We start from the raw sequence: 25444 nt of genomic DNA, 5'->3' as shown, positions 1-25444 counted from the left end.
CGGGCCGCCACCCGGACGAAACTTGAAAGCGTGGGAGAGGCGGTACGCGCTTTCCGCACTTTCCCCGCATCCTTTCCTTCCTTCGCTTCTTTCTCCTGCAGCTTTTTCTTCGCATCCGCTTTCTCCTCCTGCCGCTCTTTCACCGCTTTCTCTTCTTTTCCCTTGTCTCTTTTGCCGGCGGAACAGGTTCTTTGAAGCCCGTCCGCACTCCTGAAATAAGATAGAATACTGAACATCTGTATCATGGTTTATTAGGTTAATGAATCGCAGGCAAAAGTACGGATTATGAGGAAAGGGGGAGATAAAAATGTAAGAGTTGCATTTGCGTATCTCCCTAAAAATGACGAATATTGCAGTCTGAAAAACAGATATCAAAAAGCAATACGGAATGAAAAAAGCTCTTATCTCAGGCATTACCGGTCAGGACGGTTCGTTTCTGGCCGAGTTTCTTCTTCAAAAAGGTTATGAAGTACACGGCATCCTGCGCCGTTCTTCTTCTTTCAACACCGGCCGCATCGAGCACCTCTACTTCGACGAATGGGTGCGCGACATGAAGCAACGCCGCACCATCAACCTGCACTATGGCGACATGACGGACAGCAGTTCGCTCATCCGCATCATCCAGCAAGTACAACCCGACGAAATATACAACCTTGCCGCACAAAGCCACGTCAAAGTATCGTTCGACGTGCCCGAATATACCGCCGAAACCGACGCCGTGGGCACGCTGCGCATGCTTGAGGCAGTGCGCATCCTCGGCATGGAAAAGAAAACGCGCATCTATCAGGCCTCTACTTCCGAACTCTTCGGTAAGGTGCAGGAGGTACCTCAGAAAGAGACCACTCCCTTCTACCCGCGCAGCCCCTACGGAGTGGCCAAGCAATACGGCTTCTGGATTACCAAGAACTATCGCGAAAGCTATGGCATGTTTGCCGTGAACGGCATTCTCTTCAACCATGAGAGCGAACGCCGGGGCGAAACGTTCGTGACAAGGAAAATCACACTGGCCGCCGCACGCATTGCACAAGGCTTTCAGGATAAGCTCTATCTGGGCAATCTCGATGCCCGGCGCGACTGGGGGTATGCCCGCGACTACGTGGAATGTATGTGGCTCATTCTGCAACACGATGTTCCCGAAGATTTTGTCATTGCCACCGGCGAGATGCACACGGTGCGCGAATTTGCCACGCTGGCTTTCCGCGAAGCCGGCATCGAGCTGAGCTGGGAAGGCGAAGGCGTAAAGGAAAAAGGCATCGACACCCGAACGGGAAAAGTGCTTGTAGAGGTAGACCCGAAATACTTCCGTCCCGCCGAAGTGGAGCAACTTCTGGGAGACCCCACCAAAGCCAGAACACTGCTTGGCTGGAATCCGCAGCAGACCGGTTTCGAGGAACTGGTGCGCATCATGGTGGCCCACGACATGGAGTTCGTGAAGAAACTGCACCTGAGAGCAAAAGAAGAATAACGCTTAGAAGCGAATATTGTTATGATAGATAAGAATGCCAAAATATATGTGGCAGGTCACCGCGGGCTGGTGGGGTCTGCCATCTGGAACAACCTCCGGCAAAAGAGGTATGCCAACCTCGTAGGAAAAACCCACAACGAACTCGACCTGCTCGACGGGGCAGCCGTCCGCCGCTTCTTCGACGAGGAACAGCCGGAATATGTCTTTCTTGCCGCCGCTTTCGTGGGCGGCATCATGGCCAACAGCATCTACCGGGCCGACTTCATTTACAAGAACCTGCAAATACAGCAGAACGTCATAGGCGAGAGTTTCAGGCATCATGTGAAGAAACTTCTTTTTCTGGGTAGCACCTGCATCTACCCCCGCGATGCCCGGCAACCGATGAGAGAAGACGAACTCCTCACCTCGCCTCTGGAATATACCAACGAGCCATACGCCATAGCCAAAATTGCCGGACTGAAGATGTGCGAAAGCTTCAACCTGCAATATGGAACCAACTACATTGCCGTGATGCCCACCAATCTGTACGGGCCTAACGACAACTTCGATTTGGAACGCAGCCACGTGCTCCCCGCCATGATTCGCAAGATACATCTGGCCCACTGCCTGAAACGCGAAGATTGGGATGCCGTATGCCGCGACATGAATCTCCGCCCGGTGGAGGGTGTTGACGGCAACAGCAGCAAGGAAGAGATACTGAACATCCTTGCCAAATACGGAATAGAACGGGAAGAGGTGAAGCTTTGGGGAACGGGAACACCTCTCCGCGAATTTCTCTGGAGTGAAGAGATGGCAGACGCCAGCGTCTTCGTCATGGAGCATGTAGACTTCAAAGACACTTGCCAACCGGGTGAAAAGGAAATACGCAACTGCCACATCAACATCGGTACGGGTAAGGAAATCAGCATCCGTCAATTGGCCGAGCTGATTGTAGCCACCGTAGGTTATCAAGGCCGGCTTGCCTTCGACAGCAGCAAACCCGACGGCACACTGCGCAAGCTGACAGACCCGTCGAAACTGCATGCACTGGGTTGGCACCACAAAATAGAAATCGAGGAAGGGGTGCAACGGATGTACGACTGGTATTTGCAGTGCATGTCGTGACACATTTTCTCCTCCCCTCTCTTATACAAAACGTTTTTTCCTTCAAAAGTTTGCATTCTGTATATAAAGCCTTATATTTGCGCAAATTTCAACTAAATGTGCAATTGTATCATGGAACAAAGCTTTATCGCCTATATAGAGAATAGTATAAAAGAGAATTGGGATCTGGATTCCCTGACCGACTATAAAGGAGCCACATTACAGTATAAAGATGTGGCCCGCAAAATAGAAAAGCTGCATATCATTTTTGAGGCAAGCGGCATAAAGAAAGGCGATAAAATTGCCGTATGCGGCCGTAACAGTTCGCACTGGGGCGTGACTTTCCTCGCCACACTGACTTACGGAGCCGTCATTGTTCCCATCCTACATGAGTTCAAGGCAGACAATGTGCACAACATCGTGAACCACTCCGAAGCCAAACTGCTGTTTGTAGGCGATCAGGTATGGGAGAACCTGAACGAAAGCGCCATGCCTCTGCTGGAAGGCATCATGATGATGACAGATTTCTCCATCCTCGTCTCTCGCAGCGAGAAACTGGATTACGCCCGCGAACATCTGAATGAAATGTTCGGGAAAAGGTATCCCAAAAATTTCCGCAAAGAACATATCAGCTACCATAAAGACCAACCCGAAGAGTTGGCGGTGATTAACTATACATCGGGCACCACCAGCTATTCAAAGGGAGTGATGTTGCCCTACCGCAGCCTTTGGTCGAACACCGCCTTTGCCTTTGAAGTGCTGTCACTGAAAGCCGGAGACAAGCTCGTGTCCATGTTGCCCATGGCCCACATGTACGGTTTGGCATTCGAGTTCCTCTATGAGTTTGCCGCAGGATGCCACATCTTCTTCCTGACCCGCATGCCCAGTCCGAAAATCATTTTCCAAGCATTTGCAGAAATAAAACCGAATCTGATTGTGGCCGTCCCGTTGATTATCGAGAAAATCATAAAGAAGAACGTACTGCCCAAACTGGAGACACCGGCCATGAAACTGTTGATGAAAGTTCCCATCATCAACGACAAAATAAAAGCAACCGTACGCGAACAAATGATGCAGGCCTTCGGCGGAAACTTTGTCGAAGTCATCATAGGTGGCGCCGCCTTCAATCAGGAGGTGGAACATTTGTTGAGAATAATAGATTTCCCCTACACGGTGGGCTATGGCATGACGGAATGCGCCCCCATCATATGCTACGAAGACTGGTCTCGCTTCAAACCCGGCTCTTGTGGCAAGGCCGCACCACGCATGGAAGTGAAAATCCTATCGCCCGATCCGGAAAACGTTCCGGGAGAAATCGTTTGTCGTGGTCCCAATGTCATGCTGGGATACTATAAAAATCCGGAGGCCACCGAGCAGGTGCTCGACAAAGACGGCTGGCTGCATACCGGCGACCTTGCTCTGATGGATGCCGAGGGCAACGTAACCATCAAGGGACGCAGCAAGAATATGCTTCTCGGCCCGAGCGGCCAGAACATCTATCCCGAAGAGATAGAAGATAAGTTGAACAACCAGCCTTATGTGGCCGAAAGCATCATCGTACAACAGAACGAGAAGCTGGTTGGTCTGGTATATCCCGACTTTGACGACGCTTTTGCCCACGGCCTCAACAATGACGACTTGGAGCGCATCATGGAAGAGAACCGTATTGCCTTGAATGCCGAGCTGCCGGCATACAGCCAGATTTCCAAAATGAAGATCTACCCTGAAGAGTTTGAAAAGACACCTAAGAAATCCATTAAACGTTTCTTGTATCAAGAAGCCAAAGGATAAAAAACAATGAAGAAAGAACTGTTATTATCTGCCGCCATACTGCCGATGTGCGGAATGGCGGCAGAAAGTCACGACACAGCTGCATCCACTCCGCAGCAACCTCCCAATATCATCTTATTCCTTGTAGACGATATGGGATGGCAAGATACTTCCTTGCCTTTCTGGACGCAACGCACCAAATACAACGACATTTACCACACTCCCAACATGGAGCGGATGGCCGCACAAGGCAGAATGTTCACGCAGGCCTATGCTTGTAGTGTCAGTTCTCCCACACGTGTCAGCCTCTTTACCGGAATGAATGCGGCAAGACACCGTGTAACCAGTTGGACGTTGCGCAAAAACACGACTCACGAAGAGCCGGATTCCATCCTGACATATCCCGCATGGAATGTAAATGGTATTTGTCAGGAAGCCGGTGTGGAACGTTCCACACAAGTCACATCTTTAGCTCAGCTACTCAAAGATAACGGTTATCACACCATTCATTGTGGGAAAGCACATTTCGGTGCTGAAGGTACTCCCGGAGCCGACCCTCTGAAAATGGGCTTTGCTGTGAATATTGCCGGACATGCTGCCGGCTCGCCTGCCAGCTATTATGGGAAAGAGAATTTCGGCAATAAGGTTGATGGCATAAGTCCTCCTGCCGCCGTTCCCGGTTTGGAGCAATATCACGGCACAGATATCTTCCTAAGTGAAGCACTTACGATAGAAGCTCTGAAAGCATTGGACAAGGCACAGCAGACAAATAAACCTTTCTTTCTATACATGGCACACTATGCCATCCATACTCCCATACAGCCTGATATGCGTTTCTACCGGAAGTATCTGGATAAGGGGCTTCCTCCGGTTGAGGCAGCGTATGCCACCCTCATAGAAGGTATGGACAAAAGCTTGGGGGACATCATGGACTATCTGGACAAAAACAACTTGGCTGACAATACTGTGCTTATCTTTATGTCCGACAACGGCGGTCTGGCCGCCCATACCCGCGCCGGGCAACTACACATCCAGAACTTTCCTCTCAACAGCGGGAAAGGTTCTGCTTACGAGGGTGGGATACGTGAGCCTATGATCGTGCGCTGGCCGGGAGTCATAACTCCCAATACTAAGTCCGACCATTATCTGATGATAGAAGACTTCTTCCCTACCATTCTTGAAATGGCAGGTGTAGATAACTATAAAACCGTGCAGCAGCGCGACGGAATAAGCTTTATGCCCCTACTCACCGGAAAAGGCAGAATGAAAAGCCGTGATATCTATTGGCATTACCCTAACAGTTGGGGACCATCAGGGCCGGGCATCGGAGCTACCTGCTCCATACGTTCGGGCAACTGGAAACTGATATATTATTTCGGTAGCGGTAAACGCGAACTTTTCAATATCTCTGCCGACATACATGAGAAGCATGACAAATCCGGAGAAAAGCCCGGACTTGTCAGGAAGTTGTCAAAGAAATTAAGTAATTACCTTCGGTCCGTGGATGCACAGCGACCCATACTTCGCGCCACTCGGCAACCTGCACCTTGGCCGGATGAAATATAAAAAACAAAAATGAAACGTATCTTTTCACTCATCTTTCTGTCTTTACTCATTGTAAGCGCAACTCTCGCTCAAGACTATTCCGGCGAACAAGGCTCTATGCGGATGAGACTTAATCAGACTTCGGCAGGCATCAATATCTCTTTATGGAGAAACATATCCACTCAGCGCATTGACACCACGGGAAGCACTTGGCTCAACTTGGGTGTATTCTCTTCGATGAATCGTCTGAACGGTCTGGGAGTCAATATGCTCGGTAGCATTGTGCGTAAAGAAGTGAACGGTATTCAAGTGGCAGGCCTTTCGAACATGGTAGGGGGGAAAATGCGGGGTATTCAAGTAGCAGGTATCACCAATATCAACGGCAGCCTTACCGGAATATCGGTTTCGGGACTGGTAGGCATCACAGGAAACAATGCGCAAGGATTGACCCTTTCCGGACTGGCAACTATCAACGGAAACCACAGTCGCGGTATCAGCATAGGCGGCTTGTTGAATATCAATGGTGATGCTGCTGCCGGTGCGCAACTTGCCGGATTGGCCAACGTTTCAGGTGGAAGCCTGAAAGGATTTACGGGTGCAGGCTTGTTAAACATTGTCGGCGAACATCTGAATGGGGCGCAGCTTTCCGCCCTCGCCAACATCATTGCCGGAAACATGGTAGGCATTCAGTTTTCCGGCATAGGCAACGTGGTTGGCGGCACAGCCAAAGGGGTGCAAATAGGCGCTGCCAATATGGCCGTACATGCCAAAGGGGTGCAAATCGGCCTTTTCAACTATTACAAGAATAGTCTGGACGGATTTCAATTAGGGCTGGTCAATGCCAACCCGCAGACTAAAGTGCAGTTGATGCTTTTTGCAGGCAATGCCACCAAGCTGAATGCCGGAGCGCGATTCAAGAACAAACTGTTTTATACCATTCTGGGTGGTGGCACTCACTATCTGGATTTCGGCGACAAGTTTTCGGCAGCTCTTTTCTACCGGGCCGGACTTGAGCTTCCTCTCTACAAGCAGTTATTCATCAGCGGAGACCTTGGCTATCAACACATTGAAACGTTCAAAAATAAAAACGATGAGATACCTGCACGCCTCTATGCGCTGCAAGCCCGTGTCAATTTGGAGTACCGCCTACACGACGGCCTCGGCATATTCCTTACGGGAGGCTACGGCAGCAGCCGCCACTACACCCGAAACAAATGTTACGACAAGGGGGTGATTGTTGAAGCCGGAGTAGTGTTGTTCAAATATTAAAGGTATAGGGCGACTCTTATCAACCAAGCAAAAACATCAGCAGTACTTGCGCAATGATGACCCGCAGGAACATGCACAGTGGATAGACCGTGGCATAAGCCACGGACGGATTGTCGCCGGGAATCGTATCATTGGCATAGTTCAAGGCCATCGGGTTGGCCATGCTTCCGCACAGCATGCCGGCCGTTGTTCCGTAATCTACTTTCATCCACTTAAATGAAACGAGGCCCATGATGAGCACTGGAACAACCGTGAGCAGGAAGCCTGCCAGAATCCAGAGCAAACCTTCCGGACGGAACACGGTATCGAAGAAATGTGCACCGGCATCCAGCCCCAGACATGCCAGATAGAGAGACAGGCCCAGCGCACGGAGCATCAGGTTGGCACTGCGCGTGACGTAAGTCACCATGTGCATCCGCGGTCCGAATGTGCCGATGAGAATGCCCACAATAATCGGTCCGCCAGCCAACCCCAAACGCACGGGAGCGCTGATGCCCGGTATGGAAATGGGAATTGCCCCCAATGCCAGACCTAAGACGATACCTATAAACACGGCAACCAGATTAGGCTCTTTCAGGCTTTTGACAGCATTGCCCAATACTTTTTCTACATTTTGTATGGCAGCTGCCTCTCCCACCACGGTGAGACGGTCGCCCAATTGCAATGTCAGTTCAGCCGTGGCCAGCAACTGCACGCCACTGCGATATACCCTGCTGATATTGATGCCGTAATGATTGCGCAGATGGAGTGAGCCGAGTTTCTTCCCGTTCAGTTCGGGACGAGTCACTACGATGCGTTGCGATATCAACTGGCTGTCTATGGCGTTCCAGTCTATATCTTCCTTATTCCAATCGGTATGCTCCTGCTCGCCGAAGAGTACGGTCAGTGCCGGAGTATCTTTCTCCGAGGTTATCACCAAAAGCCGGTCGCCCTCCTTTATCACTTTCTCGGAAGTGGGAATGCTGACCTTTCCATCCCGCCACAAACGGGAGATGACGAACTTCGGATAACTGTTCAGTCCGCCTACCTCTTTGATACTCTTATTGAATATGGCCGGATTATGTACCTGAAAGGCTACAATGTAAGGCTTGTTCACGTCTTCCTTTTCCTTCAGTTCCAAGTCTTCTTTACGTACCAGCGCCTTACGGATTGCCAGTACCGCCAAAATCACTCCGACCACCCCCAGCGGGTATGCCACCGCACAGCCCAAAGCCGGCGTACTGGATTCCAATCCCATCTGTTTCAGCGTCTGCTGCGCTGCACCCAGCGCAGGAGTATTCGTCGTCGCACCGCAAAGGATGCCCACCATGTCCGGAAGAGATATTTGCAGCGCATAACTGCCCAATACGGTCATCAAAGTGCCGATGAGTATCACTCCCACAGCCAGCATATTCAGTTGTACCCCTCCTTTCCGGAAAGAGCTGAAAAAGCCGGGACCTACCTGCAATCCCAACGCATACACAAATATCACCAGCCCGAAGCTTTCCGCATAATTAAGCATCTGCGAATCGATGGATAATCCGAAGTGCCCGGCAATGATGCCGGCAAAGAAAACGAAGGTCACTCCCAAAGATATGCCGAAAAAGCGCAACTTTCCCAAGCCCAGCCCGATGGCGGCAATCAACGAGAGTATAACAACCGCCTGCAAAGCGGAATGTTCGACAAATAAATCATATAGCCAATCCACTATACACTTAATTTACATATTCAGTGCACAAAGATAATGTAAAATTCCGATATAAGGAATGAAAGTAAATGGACAATCCGGGAAGCCGTCGGTTTAAGTAACGATTTATTACCATCAGAATGCGATGCCCGCATCTCTTCTCCACCCACTCCAGAAGGTATTCTGAGAGGGGTACAATCAGTCGGCGACTGAAATGGTTTCACTCAGTGACTGAAATGGTTTCAGTCGCCGACTGAATCCCATTCAGTCAGGGAGTGAATAAAAAAGCATAGGGAAACAAGTGGAGCTTCAAAAAGTTTGTAAAATAAAAGGAAAGAAAGACAAACTTCTGTCGAAGAACTAAAAAAGGGTGCAACCTCAATTTCGGCCGCACCCTCTCCTTTCCTGTTCAACGATATTTTTTATCAGATGCCAAGCGATTTGCGCACGGCTTCCACCTTCTTCTCCGCTTCGGCATTCGTTGCAGCATAACACTTAGGACATCCCATTTCGCCTTTCACCTCGATATAAAACTTGATTTTAGGCTCCGTGCCCGACGGACGAACGGAAATCTTCGTACCGTCTTCCGTAAAGAATTGAAGCACGTTCGAAGGTTCCGGCATATCCAATTCGGTTACGTTTCCTCGCGCATCCGTAGCTTTCAAGGTTTTGTAGTCCTTCACCAAACATACGGCCGAACCACCGATTTCTTTCGGTGAATTAGCACGGAAGTTATCCATCATGGCCTTGATTTCTTCCGCACCGCTCTTACCCGGTTTCACTACGTTGACGGTTGTTTCTTGAGAGAACCCGTATTCTACATAAATATCCATCAGCACGTCATACAACGTTTTGCCCTGATCCTTTGCCCAAGCACAAATCTCGGCCAGCAGCGAACATGCCGAAACGGCGTCTTTATCACGCACAAAGTCTTCGGCAAGGAAACCGTAGCTTTCTTCACCTCCGCCAATGTATTGCTGCTTGCCTTCGCTTATGCGAATCTCACGGGCTATCCATTTGAAACCGGTGTAGCAATCGCGCATTTCAATCTTGTTCTTGTCGGCCACAGCCTTGATGAGTTCGGTGGTGACAATGGTTTTGACGATGAAATCATTGGGCTTCATCTTGCCCATTGCAATGCGGTTCTTGATGATATAGTACAAGAAAATGAGGCAAGTCTGGTTGCCGTTGATAAGTACCCACTCGCCCTTGCTATCCTTGCAAGCCATACCTACACGGTCGGCATCCGGGTCGCTTGCCATTACGATGTCGGCATCTATCTTCTTCGCCAGAGCAATGGCCAAAGTCAGGGCCTCCGCATTTTCCGGATTGGGAGAAACAACGGTCGGGAAATTGCCATCCTTCACCATTTGTTCGGGCACGCAGTTCACGTTTTCAAATCCCCACACTTTCAGTGAATCGGGAATCAGCACTCTACCGGCGCCGTGAAGCGGAGTATATACGATGCTGAGATTCTTCTGCCGTTTGATTACCTCCGGATCGATGGAAATGGTATGCACCTGTTTCAGGTAAATCTCATCCACTTCCTTGCCGATGCTCTGAATCAAATCCTTGTTTCCGTTGAACTTGATGTCGGCCACCTTCACCTTATTCACCTCGTCGATGATAGCCGTATCGTGCGGTGCAAGTACTTGTGCACCATCATCCCAATAAGCCTTGTAGCCGTTGTATTCTCTCGGATTATGGCTTGCAGTGATATTGATACCGCTTTGGCAACCGAAATGACGAATGGCAAACGATACTTCGGGAGTAGGCCGCAAATCATCAAAAAGATACACCTTGATGCCGTTTGCCGAGAAAATATCGGCAGTGATTTTGGCAAACTTATCGCTGTTGTTACGGCAGTCGTGCCCCACCACAACGGAGATTTGCCCCTTGCCGGCAAAGCACTTGTTCAGGTAGTTGGACAAACCTTGGGTAGCGGCACCTACCGTATAGATATTCATGCGGTTGCTTCCCGCTCCCATGATGCCACGCAAACCACCCGTTCCAAATTCCAAATCTTTATAGAAGCTATCTATCAATTCGGTTTTATCGGGATTCTGCAACATGCGTTTCACTTCCGCCTGCGTCTCGGCGTCATAAGCCGGCGTAAGCCATTTCTCGGCTTTCTCCGTGACCAGTTTAATCAGTTCTTGATTTTCCATAAGACTGTATTTTGATATTTTAATTATTAAAAGCCTGTTTTGTTGAGATACAAATGTAAAAGATTAAGTTTTGAAATCCTAATTTATTCGGGCTTTTTATATCTGTCTCCCGTCTGCTTTACATACTCTTCGAGGAATGCTTTCGGGTATCCCGGACGAATGACGCCTGCCGGCTGACCAATGGAGTTACGCGCGAATTTTCCGTCTTTCATGCGTTTCACCACACCGTCATTATACTTTACAACAAGGAATTCGCCCAAACGTTTCCATGTGGCAAACGCGCTTTCGGCAGTCATGTTTGTATAGTTCGTCAGGAATGCCTTTGCTTTGGCAGGCTCCTTTTCCAACAGTTTGGCAGCCGCAGCTTCAACCCCTTCTTGTGCTTCGTTGAAGGCTGTTTCCAGTTCGGTTTGGGCGGCACGCACATCATCAATCATCAAGTCGTATCGGGGATACACCATATTGGCTACCCAATTGAAAATCCAAAAAGCCGAATTCCACGAGAAAGTGATGTAATCGGCACCATCCACGCGGGTATAGCACGTAGGGACTTTGTCCGTGCAACAGTACACAGGGGTGAACACGGTCATGTTGGCATCGTCCGTACCGAACCACAGTACGCCACCGATGGCATCGGGCAACTCTGAACGCATCTGGGCCACAAACACAAAACCGCTCTGCTGGGTGGAGATGGGACGTTCGTTGAAATATTCCCGGTCGCCTACCTTGAAAGAAAGAGGAGACAGACGGTAGGGCGCATGATAAGGGCCTGCGCCAAAGTCCTTGCTGATGTCGAGAGGAGTTCCCTCGTAATGGTCGCGCATGGCATTCTTGACATCCTGAACCGATATCTTACGGCTCGGCTTCAAGAACAGCGGCATCGGAGTATCGTTCTCGCCTAATATATAAGGTAGAAATTCATTGCCACGGTCGGTAAACATGTTGAAGTAGCTCCAAACACGGGCTTCGCAATAGCGACGGGCACCGAAATCAAGCGGAGCATAGGCTTTGGCGAAGCTGAAATCCTTGTTCACGCCGTTAAAATAGCCCTTCTCGCGGGCAAAGGAAACAACATCGGGAGAATACATGCAGTTTTCCTTGTCGTTCATATCGAACTGATGGATGCGGCTCTGGTTGGCATGGGCAGAGATGCAGTCGTCGGGCACGCGGACAGCCACCCACACAGCGCCACGCACACCGGGGCCTTTGCCAATCATTTCCATAATCCATATTTCATTGGGGTCGGCAATGGTGAAGGACTCGCCACTGCTATAATAACCATACTCCTGGACCAGTTCTGTCATCACCTTGATGGCTTCGCGAGCAGTACGCGAGCGTTGCAATCCCAAATAAATCAAACTGCCGTAGTCGATGATGCCGGTGGTATCAACCAGTTCGGGACGTCCGCCGAAAGTCGTTTCACCGATGGTGAGCTGAAACTCGTTCATGTTGCCGATGACGTTGTACGTCTGTCGTGCCTGCTCTATCCGTCCAAGATACTTACCGGTGTCCCACTCATGGATATCAATCAGCGTACCTTTCTTATGCACTCCGGCAGGATAATGATACAACTCGCCGAACAAACCATACGAGTCGGCAGAATAGGAAACAATGGTAGAACCGTCTGCGGAAGCATTCTTGCCTACAATAAGGTTGGTACAAGCCGGCGCATTCACCACTGCCGCCAGCAAAAGCAAAACGGAGAAAGTCAGTCTTTTCATACTTTAAAATTATTATTGTTACTATAAATGTTGATTCTCTATTCAGAACAAAACCCGGCAGCTCATCACCAGACAAATTCAAACCGCTCGGTGGTTTGGTTGCCGCAACCATCGGTCACCGTCATCTCGACCACATGCTTGCCTCCTTTTTTCACATGCTTGGGGTCGAGTTCACAAATCAAGTGTCCGTTGATGGAATTCTGTTTGCCGAACAATGCATATTTGCCGTCAATCGTACCCCGATAAGCGCCGATGCCCGTTTCCTTGTCTTTAGCCTTAAAGGTGATGCACCCCGTCCGTGCCCATTGGGGCTTATTGAGCGGAATGATTTCGGGCGGCACGGTGTCTACCGCTACGGTGTACGTCCCCAAATCACGAACACGCACTTTCATGAAACCGTCTTCGTATTTACCGCCAATGCCGTATTTCCCGCCACGCGACGTAACCCCCGCCACATAATACTTTGTCATATCTTCCACCGGACAACGACGCAATCCGATATGCAGTTCGCAAGTCCCGTGCATGGGAACAGGAGTATCGTTCAGTTGATAAGTAAAAGCCACGTCACCGCTATCGGCCCGTACGGCATAATTCAAGTACACATCATCATAAAGCATGCCTTTAGGAACTACAAGCTCCAGACCGGGTTCTTGCAGGTAATTCACCTTATCCCACTTGAAAACATATTTCTCACGGTGTTTCACCGGTGCAATCTCCATCTTCTTGCCTTGCACGGTGAAACGTACTTTGGAGGTATTGCCCTGCGCATCGCTCAATGTATAGACAAACCGGTAAGGACGTTCCTCGTCGATATTTATCAACCCCCGGTTGCCATTGGAGGCATGGAGCATGCGCAAGCGGTTGCCCGGCTCAATGAACGACTTCATGTACCGCCCGTGCGTCCACGAGTTGATATAGAGATTTTCTTCGTATGCAAAACGGTCTACCACACTACGGAATACCTCCTTGCCATCCACTTCCAGAATAACGTTCTTTACACCGTATTTATTATGTACCCCGTCCATGTAATCGTAAGCGCTAATTCCTGCACCTATCACTCCCCAAGCGGTAATCGGCTTCATCGGCCGCACCGGAAAAGCCTGATTCGTCTGTTTGCCTTCCACCACACCTTTGCCCGGCCGGGGAAACAGCATGATGCCCTCGGCACGCGGCGCCGTATTGTCCTTCACCTTATCCATGAAAAAGGGAAGCGGGTCTATGTACTCTTCCGTCTTTGTTTCGAGCATATCCAGATGGAGATGCGGTCCGAAAGAGTATCCGGTATTGCCGCTCAAAGCAATGACCTGTCCTGCCTTCACGGGATATTCACCCGGTTCGGGAGTAATCTCCACCTCCCAGCTTTCTTTCTCATATTGCAGGCTCTCCACCCTGCGAGCCACATCGTCCACAAAGGCACTTAGATGACGGTTGACGGTGGTATATCCGTTATCATAGACTACATCGAGCACATACCCCGAACCGTGATTGACGCGGATTCGCGAAATATACCCGTCCGCCAATGCACGCACAGGCTTACCGACTGTGCCTTGAGTCTTGAAATCCAACCCTCCGTGGAAGTGATTGGCGCGTATCTCACCGAAATTGCCGGAGAAAGTAATGGGAAAATCAAACGGAGGAACAAAAACAACCTTATTTGCAACAGGCGCTTCCTGAGCATATCCGCTTTGCAGACCGGTAATCAAAAAGAAGAAAAAGAGAAGTATAGGATGTTTCATATTTTGTCACTTAATGCCACAAAGATAAAAAGAATAGTTCTCACAGCCTACATTGCTTATAGAAAATAATAGGCCAAGCAGACGACTTAAAATAAGCATCGCCTACCTTGCAGTATAAAAGAATAAAATATGTACGGATAATGACGATGAATACAGAGAAGCTGCGTCATCGACCCCATGAAGTTTCTGCTAAAAAACATAAACACTGCGATGACACCGAAACCGAGAAATCACTATCTTGCGCCATGTTTAACGACGAACTTAAATTCCAAGGCCATGATTATCGGAGTACCTAAAGAAATCAAAAACAATGAAAACCGCGTGGGAATGACCCCTGCCGGAGTAGCCGAATTGGTGAAACGTGGTCATACGGTGTATGTGCAAGCCTCAGCAGGCGCAAACAGCGGTTTCTCTGACGATGACTACATCGCCGTAGGTGCAAAGACTTTACCTTCCATTGAGGAGACGTATGCCATAGCCGACATGATTGTCAAGGTAAAGGAACCCATTGCACCGGAGTACAAACTGATTAAAAAAGGACAGGTAGTGTTCACTTACTTCCACTTTGCCGCCGATAAATTATTGACCGAAGCCATGATTGGAAGCGGTGCCATCTGCATTGCTTACGAAACCGTAGAGAAAAAAGACCATTCTCTGCCATTGCTCACTCCCATGAGTGAAGTGGCAGGACGCATGGCTACCCAAGTGGGAGCACGCTTCCTTGAGAAACCGCAAGGCGGAAAAGGAAAACTGATGGGGGGTGTGACGGGAGTACGTCCGGCACGTGTGCTTATTCTCGGTGGAGGCATTGTAGGAACCAACGCCGCACAAATAGCTGCCGGCATGGGAGCGGAAGTCTTGATTGCCGACATCAACCTGCCTCGCTTGCGCTATCTCAGCGAAGTAATGCCCAAGAACGTGAAAACGCTCTATTCTTCCACCCATAACATCAAAATGGAATTGCCCAATATCGACCTCGTCATCGGTTCTGTTCTCATTCCCGGCGACAAAGCGCCCCACCTCATCACTAAAGAGATGCTGAAGCTGATGAAACCGGGCACTGTGCTGGTGGACGTTGCCATCGACCAAGGTGGATGTTTCGAGACCTCCCACCCAACCACGCACAGCGACCCCGCATATCTGATAGACGGCATTGTGCATTATGCAGTAGCCAATATTCCCGGCGCCGTACCTTTTACATCTACCATGGCACTGACCAACGCCACCTTGCCCTACACCGTGGCACTGGCATGCAAAGGATGGAAACAAGCCTGCAAGGACGACCCGGCATTGGCATTGGGAGTAAATGTTGTAGAAGGCAAAGTCACCTATAAAGCGGTGGCAGATGTGTTCGGACTGAAATATGAGCCGTTAGTGATATAAATCCAAAACGGGAAAACAATCCACGGAACTACACGGATTAGCATCATTCTATGGCTAATCCGTGTATTCCATATCACTCCATACCTCTTCTAAAACATCTCTTTCATCCGCTCCCATGCCCGCTTGCTCTCTTCCGCCAGTTCTTGCATGACTGCCGCGACAGACTGCATTCCTTTACCTTGAAGCAAAGCAGATACCTGCCCAATCTCCAGTTCGCCTTCTTCAAGATCGCCTTCAAAGATGCCTCGCTTGGCACGACCGCGACCTAAAAGCATCCGCAGCTCCTCTTCCGTGGCACCGGCTGCTTCAGCAGCCTCTACTGCACTACGGAAATTGTTACGTACCAAGCGTACCGGAGCAAGTCTCTTCAAAAGCAGGCGGGTGTCTCCTTCTTCCAGATGCAGACAATAATCCTTGAACACCTCGCTCGCAGAGCTTTCTGCCGTCAAAGCAAAACGAGTTCCTATCTGCACTCCTTCTGCCCCCAACACACGGGCGGCAAGTATTGCTTCACCGGTAGCAATGCCTCCGGCTGCAATCAACGGCAGCGTAGTAGCCGCACGCACGGCAGGAATGAGGCACATGGTAGTGGTTTCTTCCCTTCCATTGTGTCCGCCGGCCTCAAAACCTTCGGCAACAATGGCATCGACGCCCGCCTCCTCTGCTTTCATGGCAAAACGAGAAGAAGAAACAACATGCGCCACAATAATGCCACGTTGGTGCAGCCAGTCCGTCCATTTCTTCGGACTGCCGGCCGAAGTAAATACAATCTTCACTCCTTCGTCCGCCACAATCTGCATTATTTCTTCTATTTGAGGGTACATCAAAGGGATGTTTACACCAAACGGACGTGAGGTAGCCGCACGACATTTTCTGATGTGCTCCTGCAACGTATCGGGGTGCATGGAGCCTGCACCCAACAGTCCTAAACCACCCGCATTACTCACCGCAGCAGCCAATCTCCAGCCACTGCACCACACCATACCTCCTTGAATTATCGGATATTGTATTCCGAAAAGAGAGGTCACTCTGTTCATTTCCATTACTGTGAAAAGTTATTGTAGAAAAAACAAAAGAGGGAACAAGAAAGTTCAGAAAAGGGAAATACAAAAAAAGAGAAAAGCCCGCAAGATGTTTTCCCCTCAAGCCCTTCTACGGAATGGTTCATAATACTTTCAAGAAAACAGTTTCAGATACCGCCTACTCCGCCTCCTTACGAAGCAAAGAGGAAGGAAGAGAGAGGCTCTTCAACACCTCCAACGTACGCGCACGCCGTTTACGCCCTTTATAATCCCAAAACTCTTTGGCGAAAGGAGTCATCAAGTCAATACCGGACGGTTTGCCTGAGACGCCTTGCCAACCGCCAACTGCCATGTTGTTGGCCCGCTCTGTCATCCGGTAGCGTAAACCGGTAGCTTCAATCTGTTCTATGGTCTCACGCGGACCGGCATCAAAGGGGGACTTTGCCCAATTGGTAGGTATCAAGAGAGTTTTGAGTGCATAGAATTCATCCCCCCGCCAAGTGTTTTTATCAATCTTGATTTTTTTCTGGTAAACCGGATCCCAGTTATATCGGGTATTGGCTGTATAAGGACGAAGAGTCAGTTTCACTTTCTGTTCCGACACTCGCGGCAAAACAGGCATGGAAGCGTCAAAATCCATCCACGACTTATGTGTCTCGGCCTTCGGATTATTCAAAGGAGCAGTGGCATCCAGTTCTTTCAAGACCTCCGGATTCAGCTTTATCTCGCCCTTTCCTCTTAATAGTTGCTGCAATCGCAACGAGTCTTGAGGCGTCCAGTTTTGGGCATAGAATGGGAAGGCCACTACAACGAGCAGCCCCCCAAAGAGTAGAAATCTTTTCACCTAACCTGATTTACTAATACCTGATTTATAATATCAACACCTATTGAACCTGAAAATCACCACCACATGTATCCGCTCCCGCAAAGCGGTTCGTCATAACAGGGATCGACGGTCCACATGGTTCTGGGATATTTCCGTGTTTCCCACCAGCGTCGATAACGGGCGGCCGCATCCAGCACTTCATCGTCAGAGAGGAAGTAGATGCCTTCATAATTCTCAGCATCCGTATGCACCATTTTGCATCCCATCGAAGCATTATGCCCGAGACGGATGGTTTCTACCGTCCACAGAATGCACTCGCCCAAGCGAAGCTTGCCGCCGGCCGAATAGGATACCGGCGCCAACGGGAAAGAAGGTATCACCGTCAGGTCTTCAACATATTTCAACAGGCCTTCTATGTCTTCGGAAGTAAACTTGGGCATGCTGCTCAATCCGTCCGGACTTTGCGTGGAATATTTGCCGGCCTTCAATTGTTTGACGAATAAGTCGACATTCGGATGGTTATAGTCCAACGTTTCTTTACTGCAAGAGAACAGAGAGAAAACGGAAAGCGTAAAAAACACAAACAGTACAAACTGACTGTGTATATGTAATTTGCGGTATAGAGTCTTCATATTTGTATCGTATTAAGATTAATAAGTCACACGTACGCCGCACAACAGATTCAGATTAGTGGGGCGTTCCGTGCGTAAAGTTCTGCTTTGCGAATCTGTGTCGAAATGATGGGAAACGGAAGGTTCGGCAAATAAGGCAAAACGATCGCTCATTTTATAGCGCACCCCTACTCCGGCAACGACTGACAACTGCACCGGTTCTGCTTCAAACCCATTATCCGGTGCACCGGCAATACATTTCTCGGCCGCTCCACCTACCATAGCATATAAATCGACTTTAGGAGTACTTGCCAACATCATGTTCAGTTTCACAGGAATTCCCAGCGTATGCAATGTATGCTCCCCTCCCAAACGATTGTATTGAAGACCGGCTTCCAAAGAAAGGGACTTATTCAGGGCAGCCTCCATACTGATGCCGGCAGTCAACGGCATGTGGAAGTCTTCTTTAGGCAAAGAAGTGCCGACAGCAACTTTCACCGCCCGATTGTACTTTTTTACCTCGGTCTTGGCCGGTGCGGCTTCTTCCACGGAAACATCGGCATGATTTATTTCCGAACCGATATCCGTATCATCGGTATCCGTATGATAAGCTCCGTTCTGCACAGGACTTACATTGTCATAGAATCCGTTTCCTGATTGCCGGGCATTGCCATAAACCCGCTGAGTTATCCTGATGGAAACGCGGACGGATACGGCTTCTTCTTCATCGGCTTGTGCTGCCAACCCTGCCGGAATGCCGCTACCCGTAGGTTGCTTGATACCGTTTTTGGGCATCATAGGAGTTGCCTGATGAATGGAAGGAAAGCTCTCTTGTATCACATCACCGTTCAGGCTACCCTCCGGTGTCATGGCTGCAACTTGTGTAAAGGCTTCCTTAATCTCTTCTTCAGGAGAGAAATACCAAAAAGCGGCAGAGGCTGCTCCCAATACGAGCACAATCGATGCGGCGGCCGCAATGCGACAGTGCTTTGGAGAAAGAAGAATCTGTTTCTTGAAAGAGGCCGGAGGCAGTTCGCGTTCCAACTCTTCCCAAAACCCCTCCCGCACAGGCATCTCTGCACCGGAAAGACGGTTACGGAATAAACCGGTTATTTCATCATTTTCTCTCATTTTCAGCATATTCTTTAATTCTTTTTATCAACAAACACTTGGCACGATGCAACTGCGAGGTGGATGAATGTTCTTTGATGTGGAGTATTTCCGCTATTTCCTTATGCGATTTCTCTTCAAAGACATACAAGTTGAACACCGTGCGGCATCCATCGGGAAGTTCCGCTACAAATTCCATCAACACCTCTTCGGAAAGATGGCTGCCGATTTCGGCAAAATCGGCATCGTCCGGCACGTCAGGAAGATGTTCTTCATTCACCACCAGTTGGACGAAGCGCTGCTGCCTCCGAAGGTAATCTATGGCTTGTGTCACCATCACCCTTGTCACCCACGTGCTCAATGCACACTCTCCGCGAAACGTGAAGTGGGTGAAAATCTTTATGAAACCATCGTGCAATACGTCATGGGCCGCATCGACGTCGCCCGTGTAACGGTAGCACACCGCCAGCATCTGCTTGGAGTAGAGGGTGTATAGCTCCTTTCGGGCAGAATCCTTTCCGGCCCGGCAGCCCTCTATCAGTTCTATTTCATTTTCCAACGTCAGTGCCTTTTTTACGGACGCTCTTTGCGTCGTTTGTCAATTAGACGCAGCATTTCCTGAAATGCTGCAATGTAATATGCAAAAATAAGTTAGAGCTTGTTTAATTTTTGCCCGGCTTCATTTGGGGGAAGACTCTAATGAAGCCGTAAATTGCCGAAAAGAGATACTCAAACAGACTCTAATATATGCAAATGATAAAGAAACCTCCCATAAGCGCTTGCCACAGTATTGCAAACCTTATGAGAGGTTTCCTTCTCGTTCTACAATAATGCTTTTATAGCCTTTTCAACAAGCTTTAAAGCTCATATCCAGTCCCTTGACGGAGTGAGTCAGTGCCCCGACCGAGATAAAGTCCACACCGCACTCGGCATAGTCGCGCAAGGTATCGAACGTGATTCCGCCTGAGGATTCCGTTTCATAACGGCCTGCCACCATTGCTACTGCCTTCTTTGTCATTTCGGGCGTGAAGTTATCGAACATGATACGGTCTACACCGCCCAAGTCGAGTACCTGCTGCAATTCGTCGAAGTTGCGCACTTCTATTTCAATCTTCAGATTCTTGCCTTTCTCCTTGCAATATTCCTTGGCACGGATAATGGCCTTATCGATGCCTCCGGCAAAGTCCACATGATTGTCTTTCAAGAGAATCATATCGAACAAGCCGATGCGATGGTTCACGCCACCGCCGATCTTCACGGCCATCTTCTCAAGAATGCGCATTCCGGGAGTGGTTTTACGGGTATCGAGTACGCGGGTATGAGTTCCTTTCAGCTTCTCGGCATATTTACGGGTCATGGTGGCAATGCCGCTCATGCGTTGCATGATATTCAGCATCAGACGCTCCGTCTGCAACAACGACTGTATCTTGCCTTCCACAATCATGGGTACATCGCCCGGCTTCACTTCGGCTCCATCGTTGATGAATACCTCCACCTTCATGGTGGGGTCGAAACGCCGGAACACTTCTTTGGCTATCTCGATGCCTGCAAGGATACCGGTTTCTTTAATCAGGAGCTTCGATTTTCCCATTGCCGTGGCAGGAATACAGGAAAGGGTCGTGTGGTCTCCGTCGCCTATATCCTCGGCAAAGGCCAGGTCTATCAGCCTGTCAATCAATTCTTCTTCCTTATTCATTTGTATTATCTATCCTTATTTGATGTATAACGTAGTTGTTCTGCACTTTTCTGAAGAAACAATTCACCCGGAAATTTCCATTGGCAGTTGTCAACGTACCGATGACGAAACCCGACTCTTCTCGCTTACCTTGATGATTCACACTAAAACCGCTGACCTTATGATTGGAAAAGAAAGCAGCCATTGTTTCTTCCGCCGTCTGCTTGTCCGTACGAGTCGATTTGTTCAGAATAATCAAATCGACTTTGTCGCCCAGATACTTGTTAAGTTCCTGAGCGCTCCCTTCCTTGAAAGCTCCAATCACTCCCTCCGGAACATCCTGCGCCATAAGCGAAGAGATCCAGATGAAGAGACCGGTCAACAAAAAGATTACCCGTTTTTTCATTTTCACAAGTATTTAGAGGCTGCTTATATTTCTCCGCCATTCCACTCTTATGAGCTTTCTTTATTAAAGTTTTTTCCCGTTTCTACGTCCGAAAAGTAACTCACGGAGAAGCCGACAAAAACTTCAAAAGGAGGAATTAAACAGACCTTATGATAGGCAAAGGTAAGCATTTGTCTCAAAATACAATAAAAAAGCACTAAATTTGTGCACTAATCAAGAAAACAGAACCGACATGAAAACAACTCTGCTCGTCGTGGGACGAACCGTGGAACAACATTTTATAACAGCCATCGATGACTACATACAGCGTACCAAGCGTTATCTCTCATTCGAAATGGAGGTCATCCCCGAACTGAAAAACACCAAGAGCCTCTCTGCGGAAGTACAGAAAGAAAAAGAGGGGGAGCTGATTCTGAAAGCCCTCCAGCCGGGCGATGTCATCGTATTGCTGGACGAAGGTGGAAAAGAAATGCGCTCCACAGAGTTTGCCGACTATATGGAGCGCAAGATGAATACCGTGAACAAACGGCTGGTCTTTATCATTGGAGGGCCTTACGGGTTCTCTGCAAAAGTGTATGGGGCTGCCCACGAAAGGCTATCTTTGTCGCGCATGACCTTTTCGCACCAAATGGTGCGCCTCATCTTCGTAGAGCAACTCTATCGGGCAATGACGATACTGAACGGAGGGCCGTATCACCACGAGTGAAGCAGCTATTGTCCCGGATATCCGCACATGATTCTTTTTACCCGTCATACCGACGTTTTCCAGACGGTTTCAGCAAGCGAAACTGCCGGTTTCAGCAAATGAAACTCTCGGTGCCTGCAAGTTGAAACCGACTCAGAAAGCCGTATGGCTTATCCTCCTATTGTTTGTTTACAAGATTAACCACCTGCTGCAATAAATCCGACAAGCTGAAGGTGGCATTCTTGATGTCGGCAATCCGTCTCCGGCCTTCCGCCGTCAGGGAGAAACGCATCTGGCGTTTATCTTCCTTGCCAACGAGACGGACTATCAGTTTCTTCTTCTCGACGGAGCAAATCACCTTGGAAGTATTGGAAGCCGACAAACCCAACGTCTCGGCTATCTCTCCGGAAGTGAGCTTAGGTGCTTCTAACAGGGTACAGAGCAGCATGCCCTCATTCAACGACAAATCGTATTTCTGCATAAACTGCACCTCAAACTCGGCAATGGCCCGATAAACATCACGAATTTTGCATAAAGTTTCCATCATCTCCTCCTTTAAATAAACAGATTCACATTGGCCTTATCCGCACGTTCCATATAGGTGGCCACACCGCCTACAGTGACTTCGTCCAGCAATTCCTCACGCCGGATACCCATCATATCCATAGACATCTGGCAGGCTATGAACTCCACACCTTGCATCAAGGCCTGCCTGCGCAAAGACTCCAAAGAATCCACTCCCTTGCGTTTCATCAGGAATCGCATCATACGGCTTCCCATACCAAACATGTTCATTTGAGACAGCTTCAGTTTCAAGGAGCTGGACGGAAGCATCATGCCGAACATCTTGCCAAAGAAATCTTTCTGCACCCGAGGCTTCTGCACTTTCTTCAAAACGTTCAGTCCCCAAAACGTGAAGAAGATGGAGACCTTTTGACCTGTTGCCGCCGCTCCGTTTGCCAAAACAAAAGTAGCCAGCGCCTTATCCAAATCATCGCTGAACAGAATCAGCGTCTTTCCTCTGCCCCCACCTGCATATCCGCCGGAAGAACATGCACAAGCGGAATCGCCTTTCTCGATAACCACCGTATAACGTCCTTTCTCCTCACGGTTCTCGATTAACTTGTTGCCCGTAGTCTCACACCAGGCCGAAGCATCGCGGGCAAAGCCGGCATCGGTCGCCACAATCTCCACACGCTCGCCAATTTCAATGCTGTCTATCGCTTTCTTTACTTGTATGATGGGACCGGGACATTGCAGACCACAAGCATTGACTTTCAGAACTTTCTTCTCTGTATCCGAAACGGAAGAAGCCTCTGCCGAAACCACATCGAACGACGAAGAAACAGTAGCCGATGACAAAGCCGTAGGTGCAGGAAGCGGAGCTACCGCCGTGGAAAAGGTCTTATAACCGCCCATCAGGTTGCGCACATCCCGATAGCCACGCCCCATCAGAATGCGTTGTGCCAAGTAGCCGCGCAATCCCACAGCGCAGAAAAGCACAACGGGCTTGTCTGCCGGAATCTCGGCAAGACGCTCGCGCATTTCATCCAAAGGAATATTGAGGGCGCCCGGAATAGTGCCGAAAGAGAATTCTTCGGCAGTACGTGTATCGACCAGCACTACCTGTTCTTTCTTTTCAAGCAGTTCGCGCCAAGAGATGGCCGGCATGGCGCCGCCTACAATGTTGGACGCCACATATCCGGCAATGGCAATGGGGTCTTTGGCCGAAGAGAAAGGAGGAGCATAGGCATGTTCCGTCTCCATGAGGTCGTATACCGTACCGCCCCGTTTGATGAGACCGGCAATTTGGTCAATGCGCTTGTCCACCCCTTCATAGCCCACACATTGCGCACCATAAAGTTTTCCGGTACAGGGATGAAAAGTCAGTTTCAACGTTATAGGCAACGCATTCGGATAATAACCGGCATGAGAGGAAGAATGCGTCACCGAGCTTTGATACTCCATTCCCCATTGTTTCAAACGTTTGGCGGCAAGTCCGGTAGAAGCGACGGTCATATCGAACACTTTGGCAATAGAGGTGCCGATTGCTCCTTCGTATGAAACAGTATTGCCCAACGCCATATTATCCGCCACGATACGCCCCTGACGATTGGCCGGATTGGCAAGATAATTGAGCCATGGCTTTCCTGTCAGAGGATGCGGATATTCGATGGCATCGCCCACCGCATAAATATCTTTCTCCGAAGTCTCCAGATGTTCATCTACCCAGATACCTCCGGTTTCGCCCAATTTCAATCCGGCTTGTTGTGCCAATGCCGTGGCAGGGCGCACTCCGATGGAAAGAAGTACCATATCGGCCGCAATCGTTTTACCGCTTTTCAAATATACGATAATGCCCTGCTCCGTACGTTGAAAATGCGTAACTCCCTCTTCGAGATACAGAGAAACGCCTTTCTGTATCAAATGTCGGTGGATATGCGCCGCCATAGAAAAATCGATGGGAGCCATCACCTGATTGCCCATCTCCACCACAGAGACCGCTATACCTGCATGATGCAGATTCTCCGCCATCTCCAAACCGATAAAACCGGCACCTACAACAACCGCACGCTTCACTTGCTTACCTGTGACATACGCCTTGATCCGGTCTGTATCCTCCACATTACGCAGTGTGAAGATGCCTTCAGACTCAATGCCCTCCAAAGGAGGCTTCACCGGATTCGCTCCCGGAGACAAAAGCAGTTTGTCATACGCTTCTTCATATTCTTTTCCGTCGGCATTGCGTATCGTAAGGGTTTTGGCCTTTGCATTGATTGCAAGCACTTCATTCTTTACGCGCACGTCGATGCGAAAACGTTTCCCGAATGCTTCGGGTGTCTGTACCAATAACTTATCACGTTCAGCAATAACACCACCTATATAATAAGGTAAACCGCAATTGGCATACGAGATGTGAGGCCCTTTCTCCAATAAGAGGATATCAGCCGTTTCGTCCACTCTTCTCAATCGGGCGGCAGCTGTGGCTCCACCCGCTACACCGCCAACAATTACATATTTCATACTCTTCTCTTTTCACTTTTAAAGTTTGACTGTGCAAAGGAAAGAATAATTCCTCTTATTAAATAATTTCCAATAGAAAATAATGTTAACAGGCTTGTTATTAATAAAAAAGACTACACGAAGAAGAGGCGTTATTCATAAGAAGAAGCATTGCTCTTTTTATCCGGCAACCCACTCTCGGTACATCTTCAGCAACCGAAAACCGGGAGAGACCAATAAAAGCAACCGAAAAAGAAATAGCAGTAGTCGGAGCAATTTCAGGCAGAAATCGGATACACA

At 49.2% G+C, this 25444-nt stretch carries 21 protein-coding genes; 7 read left to right on the top strand and 14 right to left on the bottom strand.

The window, feature by feature from the left end:
• Nucleotides 1–236, bottom strand: a 236-nt coding sequence (locus EV202_RS09240) for a hypothetical protein (protein WP_207903439.1), incomplete at its 3' end; no start/stop codon positions are given.
• Nucleotides 237–388: 152 nt separating this feature from the next.
• Here EV202_RS09240 and gmd point away from each other — a divergent pair.
• The 5 genes from gmd to EV202_RS09215 all read left to right on the top strand — a co-directional run bounded on the left by gmd (nucleotide 389) and on the right by EV202_RS09215 (nucleotide 7132).
• Nucleotides 389–1465 (top strand): GDP-mannose 4,6-dehydratase, encoded by a 1077-nt coding sequence (gmd, locus tag EV202_RS09235; RefSeq protein ID WP_131926849.1) that lies wholly within the window; start codon nucleotides 389–391, stop codon nucleotides 1463–1465.
• A gap of 21 nt (nucleotides 1466–1486) precedes the next feature.
• Nucleotides 1487–2569 carry a GDP-L-fucose synthase family protein gene (locus EV202_RS09230; protein ID WP_131926847.1) on the top strand — a complete coding sequence of 361 codons (1083 nt, stop codon included), beginning with the start codon at nucleotides 1487–1489 and terminating at the stop codon, nucleotides 2567–2569.
• 111 nt (nucleotides 2570–2680) lie between these two features.
• Complete coding sequence (locus EV202_RS09225) at nucleotides 2681–4339, top strand: long-chain fatty acid--CoA ligase (RefSeq protein WP_131926845.1); 1659 nt, start codon at nucleotides 2681–2683, stop codon at nucleotides 4337–4339.
• 6 nt (nucleotides 4340–4345) lie between these two features.
• Nucleotides 4346–5884, top strand: coding sequence for a sulfatase (locus EV202_RS09220; RefSeq protein WP_106070173.1), 1539 nt, complete (start codon nucleotides 4346–4348; stop codon nucleotides 5882–5884).
• A 9-nt stretch (nucleotides 5885–5893) separates the two neighbouring features.
• Nucleotides 5894–7132: an LA_2272 family surface repeat-containing protein gene (locus EV202_RS09215; protein WP_131926843.1), complete on the top strand. Its 1239-nt coding sequence runs from the start codon at nucleotides 5894–5896 to the stop codon at nucleotides 7130–7132.
• Nucleotides 7133–7151: 19 nt separating this feature from the next.
• Here EV202_RS09215 and EV202_RS09210 read toward each other — a convergent pair whose 3' ends face one another.
• From EV202_RS09210 to EV202_RS09195, 4 genes are all read right to left on the bottom strand, one after another.
• Complete coding sequence (locus EV202_RS09210; RefSeq protein WP_131926841.1) at nucleotides 7152–8819, bottom strand: putative transporter; 1668 nt, start codon at nucleotides 8817–8819, stop codon at nucleotides 7152–7154.
• A 404-nt stretch (nucleotides 8820–9223) separates the two neighbouring features.
• Nucleotides 9224–10966 (bottom strand): phospho-sugar mutase, encoded by a 1743-nt coding sequence (locus EV202_RS09205; protein ID WP_106070170.1) that lies wholly within the window; start codon nucleotides 10964–10966, stop codon nucleotides 9224–9226.
• An 83-nt stretch (nucleotides 10967–11049) separates the two neighbouring features.
• Nucleotides 11050–12687 (bottom strand): C69 family dipeptidase, encoded by a 1638-nt coding sequence (locus EV202_RS09200; protein ID WP_131926839.1) that lies wholly within the window; start codon nucleotides 12685–12687, stop codon nucleotides 11050–11052.
• 65 nt (nucleotides 12688–12752) lie between these two features.
• Nucleotides 12753–14423 carry a M23 family metallopeptidase gene (locus tag EV202_RS09195; protein WP_131926837.1) on the bottom strand — a complete coding sequence of 557 codons (1671 nt, stop codon included), beginning with the start codon at nucleotides 14421–14423 and terminating at the stop codon, nucleotides 12753–12755.
• Between the two features lie 276 nt (nucleotides 14424–14699).
• On the opposite strand from EV202_RS09195, the gene ald reads away from it, so the two are divergent.
• Nucleotides 14700–15806 (top strand): alanine dehydrogenase, encoded by a 1107-nt coding sequence (gene ald, locus EV202_RS09190; RefSeq protein WP_131926835.1) that lies wholly within the window; start codon nucleotides 14700–14702, stop codon nucleotides 15804–15806.
• Nucleotides 15807–15895: 89 nt separating this feature from the next.
• Here the strand turns inward: ald and EV202_RS09185 are convergent, their stop codons facing one another.
• From EV202_RS09185 to EV202_RS09155, 7 genes are all read right to left on the bottom strand, one after another.
• On the bottom strand, nucleotides 15896–16843 hold the full coding sequence (locus tag EV202_RS09185; protein ID WP_131926853.1) for an NAD(P)H-dependent flavin oxidoreductase: 948 nt from the start codon (nucleotides 16841–16843) through the stop codon (nucleotides 15896–15898).
• 163 nt (nucleotides 16844–17006) lie between these two features.
• The gene (locus EV202_RS09180) at nucleotides 17007–17672 is read right to left on the bottom strand and encodes a DUF4858 domain-containing protein (RefSeq protein WP_131926833.1); all 666 of its coding nucleotides are present in this window, start codon (nucleotides 17670–17672) and stop codon (nucleotides 17007–17009) included.
• Between the two features lie 56 nt (nucleotides 17673–17728).
• Nucleotides 17729–18286 carry a DUF4943 family protein gene (locus EV202_RS09175; protein WP_125238684.1) on the bottom strand — a complete coding sequence of 186 codons (558 nt, stop codon included), beginning with the start codon at nucleotides 18284–18286 and terminating at the stop codon, nucleotides 17729–17731.
• Nucleotides 18287–18304: 18 nt separating this feature from the next.
• A complete protein-coding gene (locus tag EV202_RS09170) occupies nucleotides 18305–19396 on the bottom strand; it encodes a porin family protein (protein ID WP_131926851.1) in 1092 nt (363 codons plus the stop codon).
• Entirely contained in the window at nucleotides 19383–19934 is a 552-nt protein-coding gene (locus EV202_RS09165) for an RNA polymerase sigma factor (protein WP_131926830.1), read from the bottom strand. Before EV202_RS09165 ends, EV202_RS09170 begins: the two co-directional genes overlap by 14 nt.
• A gap of 288 nt (nucleotides 19935–20222) precedes the next feature.
• Entirely contained in the window at nucleotides 20223–21071 is an 849-nt protein-coding gene (gene nadC, locus EV202_RS09160) for a carboxylating nicotinate-nucleotide diphosphorylase (protein WP_106070163.1), read from the bottom strand.
• A complete protein-coding gene (locus EV202_RS09155; protein ID WP_106070162.1) occupies nucleotides 21064–21456 on the bottom strand; it encodes a DUF4783 domain-containing protein in 393 nt (130 codons plus the stop codon). Before EV202_RS09155 ends, nadC begins: the two co-directional genes overlap by 8 nt.
• Nucleotides 21457–21688: 232 nt before the next feature.
• On the opposite strand from EV202_RS09155, the gene rlmH reads away from it, so the two are divergent.
• The gene (gene rlmH, locus EV202_RS09150; protein WP_106070161.1) at nucleotides 21689–22162 is read left to right on the top strand and encodes a 23S rRNA (pseudouridine(1915)-N(3))-methyltransferase RlmH; all 474 of its coding nucleotides are present in this window, start codon (nucleotides 21689–21691) and stop codon (nucleotides 22160–22162) included.
• A gap of 157 nt (nucleotides 22163–22319) precedes the next feature.
• Here rlmH and EV202_RS09145 read toward each other — a convergent pair whose 3' ends face one another.
• The gene (locus EV202_RS09145) at nucleotides 22320–22685 is read right to left on the bottom strand and encodes a MarR family winged helix-turn-helix transcriptional regulator (RefSeq protein WP_106070599.1); all 366 of its coding nucleotides are present in this window, start codon (nucleotides 22683–22685) and stop codon (nucleotides 22320–22322) included.
• 11 nt (nucleotides 22686–22696) lie between these two features.
• Nucleotides 22697–25165: an FAD-dependent oxidoreductase gene (locus EV202_RS09140; protein WP_131926828.1), complete on the bottom strand. Its 2469-nt coding sequence runs from the start codon at nucleotides 25163–25165 to the stop codon at nucleotides 22697–22699.
• Nucleotides 25166–25444: the final 279 nt, after the last annotated feature.

It is taken from the genome of Prevotella heparinolytica, from assembly GCF_004342845.1.
GTDB classification, from domain to species: domain Bacteria; phylum Bacteroidota; class Bacteroidia; order Bacteroidales; family Bacteroidaceae; genus Bacteroides; species Bacteroides heparinolyticus.
Note: the sequence above shows the minus strand (reverse complement) of the source record. Positions and strands in the feature narration are given on the sequence as shown.

What these genes read in the sequence shown, in the direction of transcription:
- EV202_RS09170 (WP_131926851.1), bottom strand. Translation starts at nt 19,396, where the DNA reads ATGAGAGAAAATGATGAAATAACCGGTTTATTCCGTAACCGTCTTTCC.
- EV202_RS09140 (WP_131926828.1), bottom strand. Translation starts at nt 25,165, where the DNA reads ATGAAATATGTAATTGTTGGCGGTGTAGCGGGTGGAGCCACAGCTGCC.
- ald (WP_131926835.1), top strand. Translation starts at nt 14,700, where the DNA reads ATGATTATCGGAGTACCTAAAGAAATCAAAAACAATGAAAACCGCGTG.
- EV202_RS09230 (WP_131926847.1), top strand. Translation starts at nt 1,487, where the DNA reads ATGATAGATAAGAATGCCAAAATATATGTGGCAGGTCACCGCGGGCTG.
- EV202_RS09205 (WP_106070170.1), bottom strand. Translation starts at nt 10,966, where the DNA reads ATGGAAAATCAAGAACTGATTAAACTGGTCACGGAGAAAGCCGAGAAA.
- EV202_RS09145 (WP_106070599.1), bottom strand. Translation starts at nt 22,685, where the DNA reads ATGGAAACTTTATGCAAAATTCGTGATGTTTATCGGGCCATTGCCGAG.
- EV202_RS09225 (WP_131926845.1), top strand. Translation starts at nt 2,681, where the DNA reads ATGGAACAAAGCTTTATCGCCTATATAGAGAATAGTATAAAAGAGAAT.
- gmd (WP_131926849.1), top strand. Translation starts at nt 389, where the DNA reads ATGAAAAAAGCTCTTATCTCAGGCATTACCGGTCAGGACGGTTCGTTT.
- nadC (WP_106070163.1), bottom strand. Translation starts at nt 21,071, where the DNA reads ATGAATAAGGAAGAAGAATTGATTGACAGGCTGATAGACCTGGCCTTT.
- EV202_RS09185 (WP_131926853.1), bottom strand. Translation starts at nt 16,843, where the DNA reads ATGAACAGAGTGACCTCTCTTTTCGGAATACAATATCCGATAATTCAA.
- EV202_RS09200 (WP_131926839.1), bottom strand. Translation starts at nt 12,687, where the DNA reads ATGAAAAGACTGACTTTCTCCGTTTTGCTTTTGCTGGCGGCAGTGGTG.
- EV202_RS09220 (WP_106070173.1), top strand. Translation starts at nt 4,346, where the DNA reads ATGAAGAAAGAACTGTTATTATCTGCCGCCATACTGCCGATGTGCGGA.
- EV202_RS09155 (WP_106070162.1), bottom strand. Translation starts at nt 21,456, where the DNA reads ATGAAAAAACGGGTAATCTTTTTGTTGACCGGTCTCTTCATCTGGATC.
- EV202_RS09215 (WP_131926843.1), top strand. Translation starts at nt 5,894, where the DNA reads ATGAAACGTATCTTTTCACTCATCTTTCTGTCTTTACTCATTGTAAGC.
- EV202_RS09195 (WP_131926837.1), bottom strand. Translation starts at nt 14,423, where the DNA reads ATGAAACATCCTATACTTCTCTTTTTCTTCTTTTTGATTACCGGTCTG.
- rlmH (WP_106070161.1), top strand. Translation starts at nt 21,689, where the DNA reads ATGAAAACAACTCTGCTCGTCGTGGGACGAACCGTGGAACAACATTTT.
- EV202_RS09175 (WP_125238684.1), bottom strand. Translation starts at nt 18,286, where the DNA reads ATGAAGACTCTATACCGCAAATTACATATACACAGTCAGTTTGTACTG.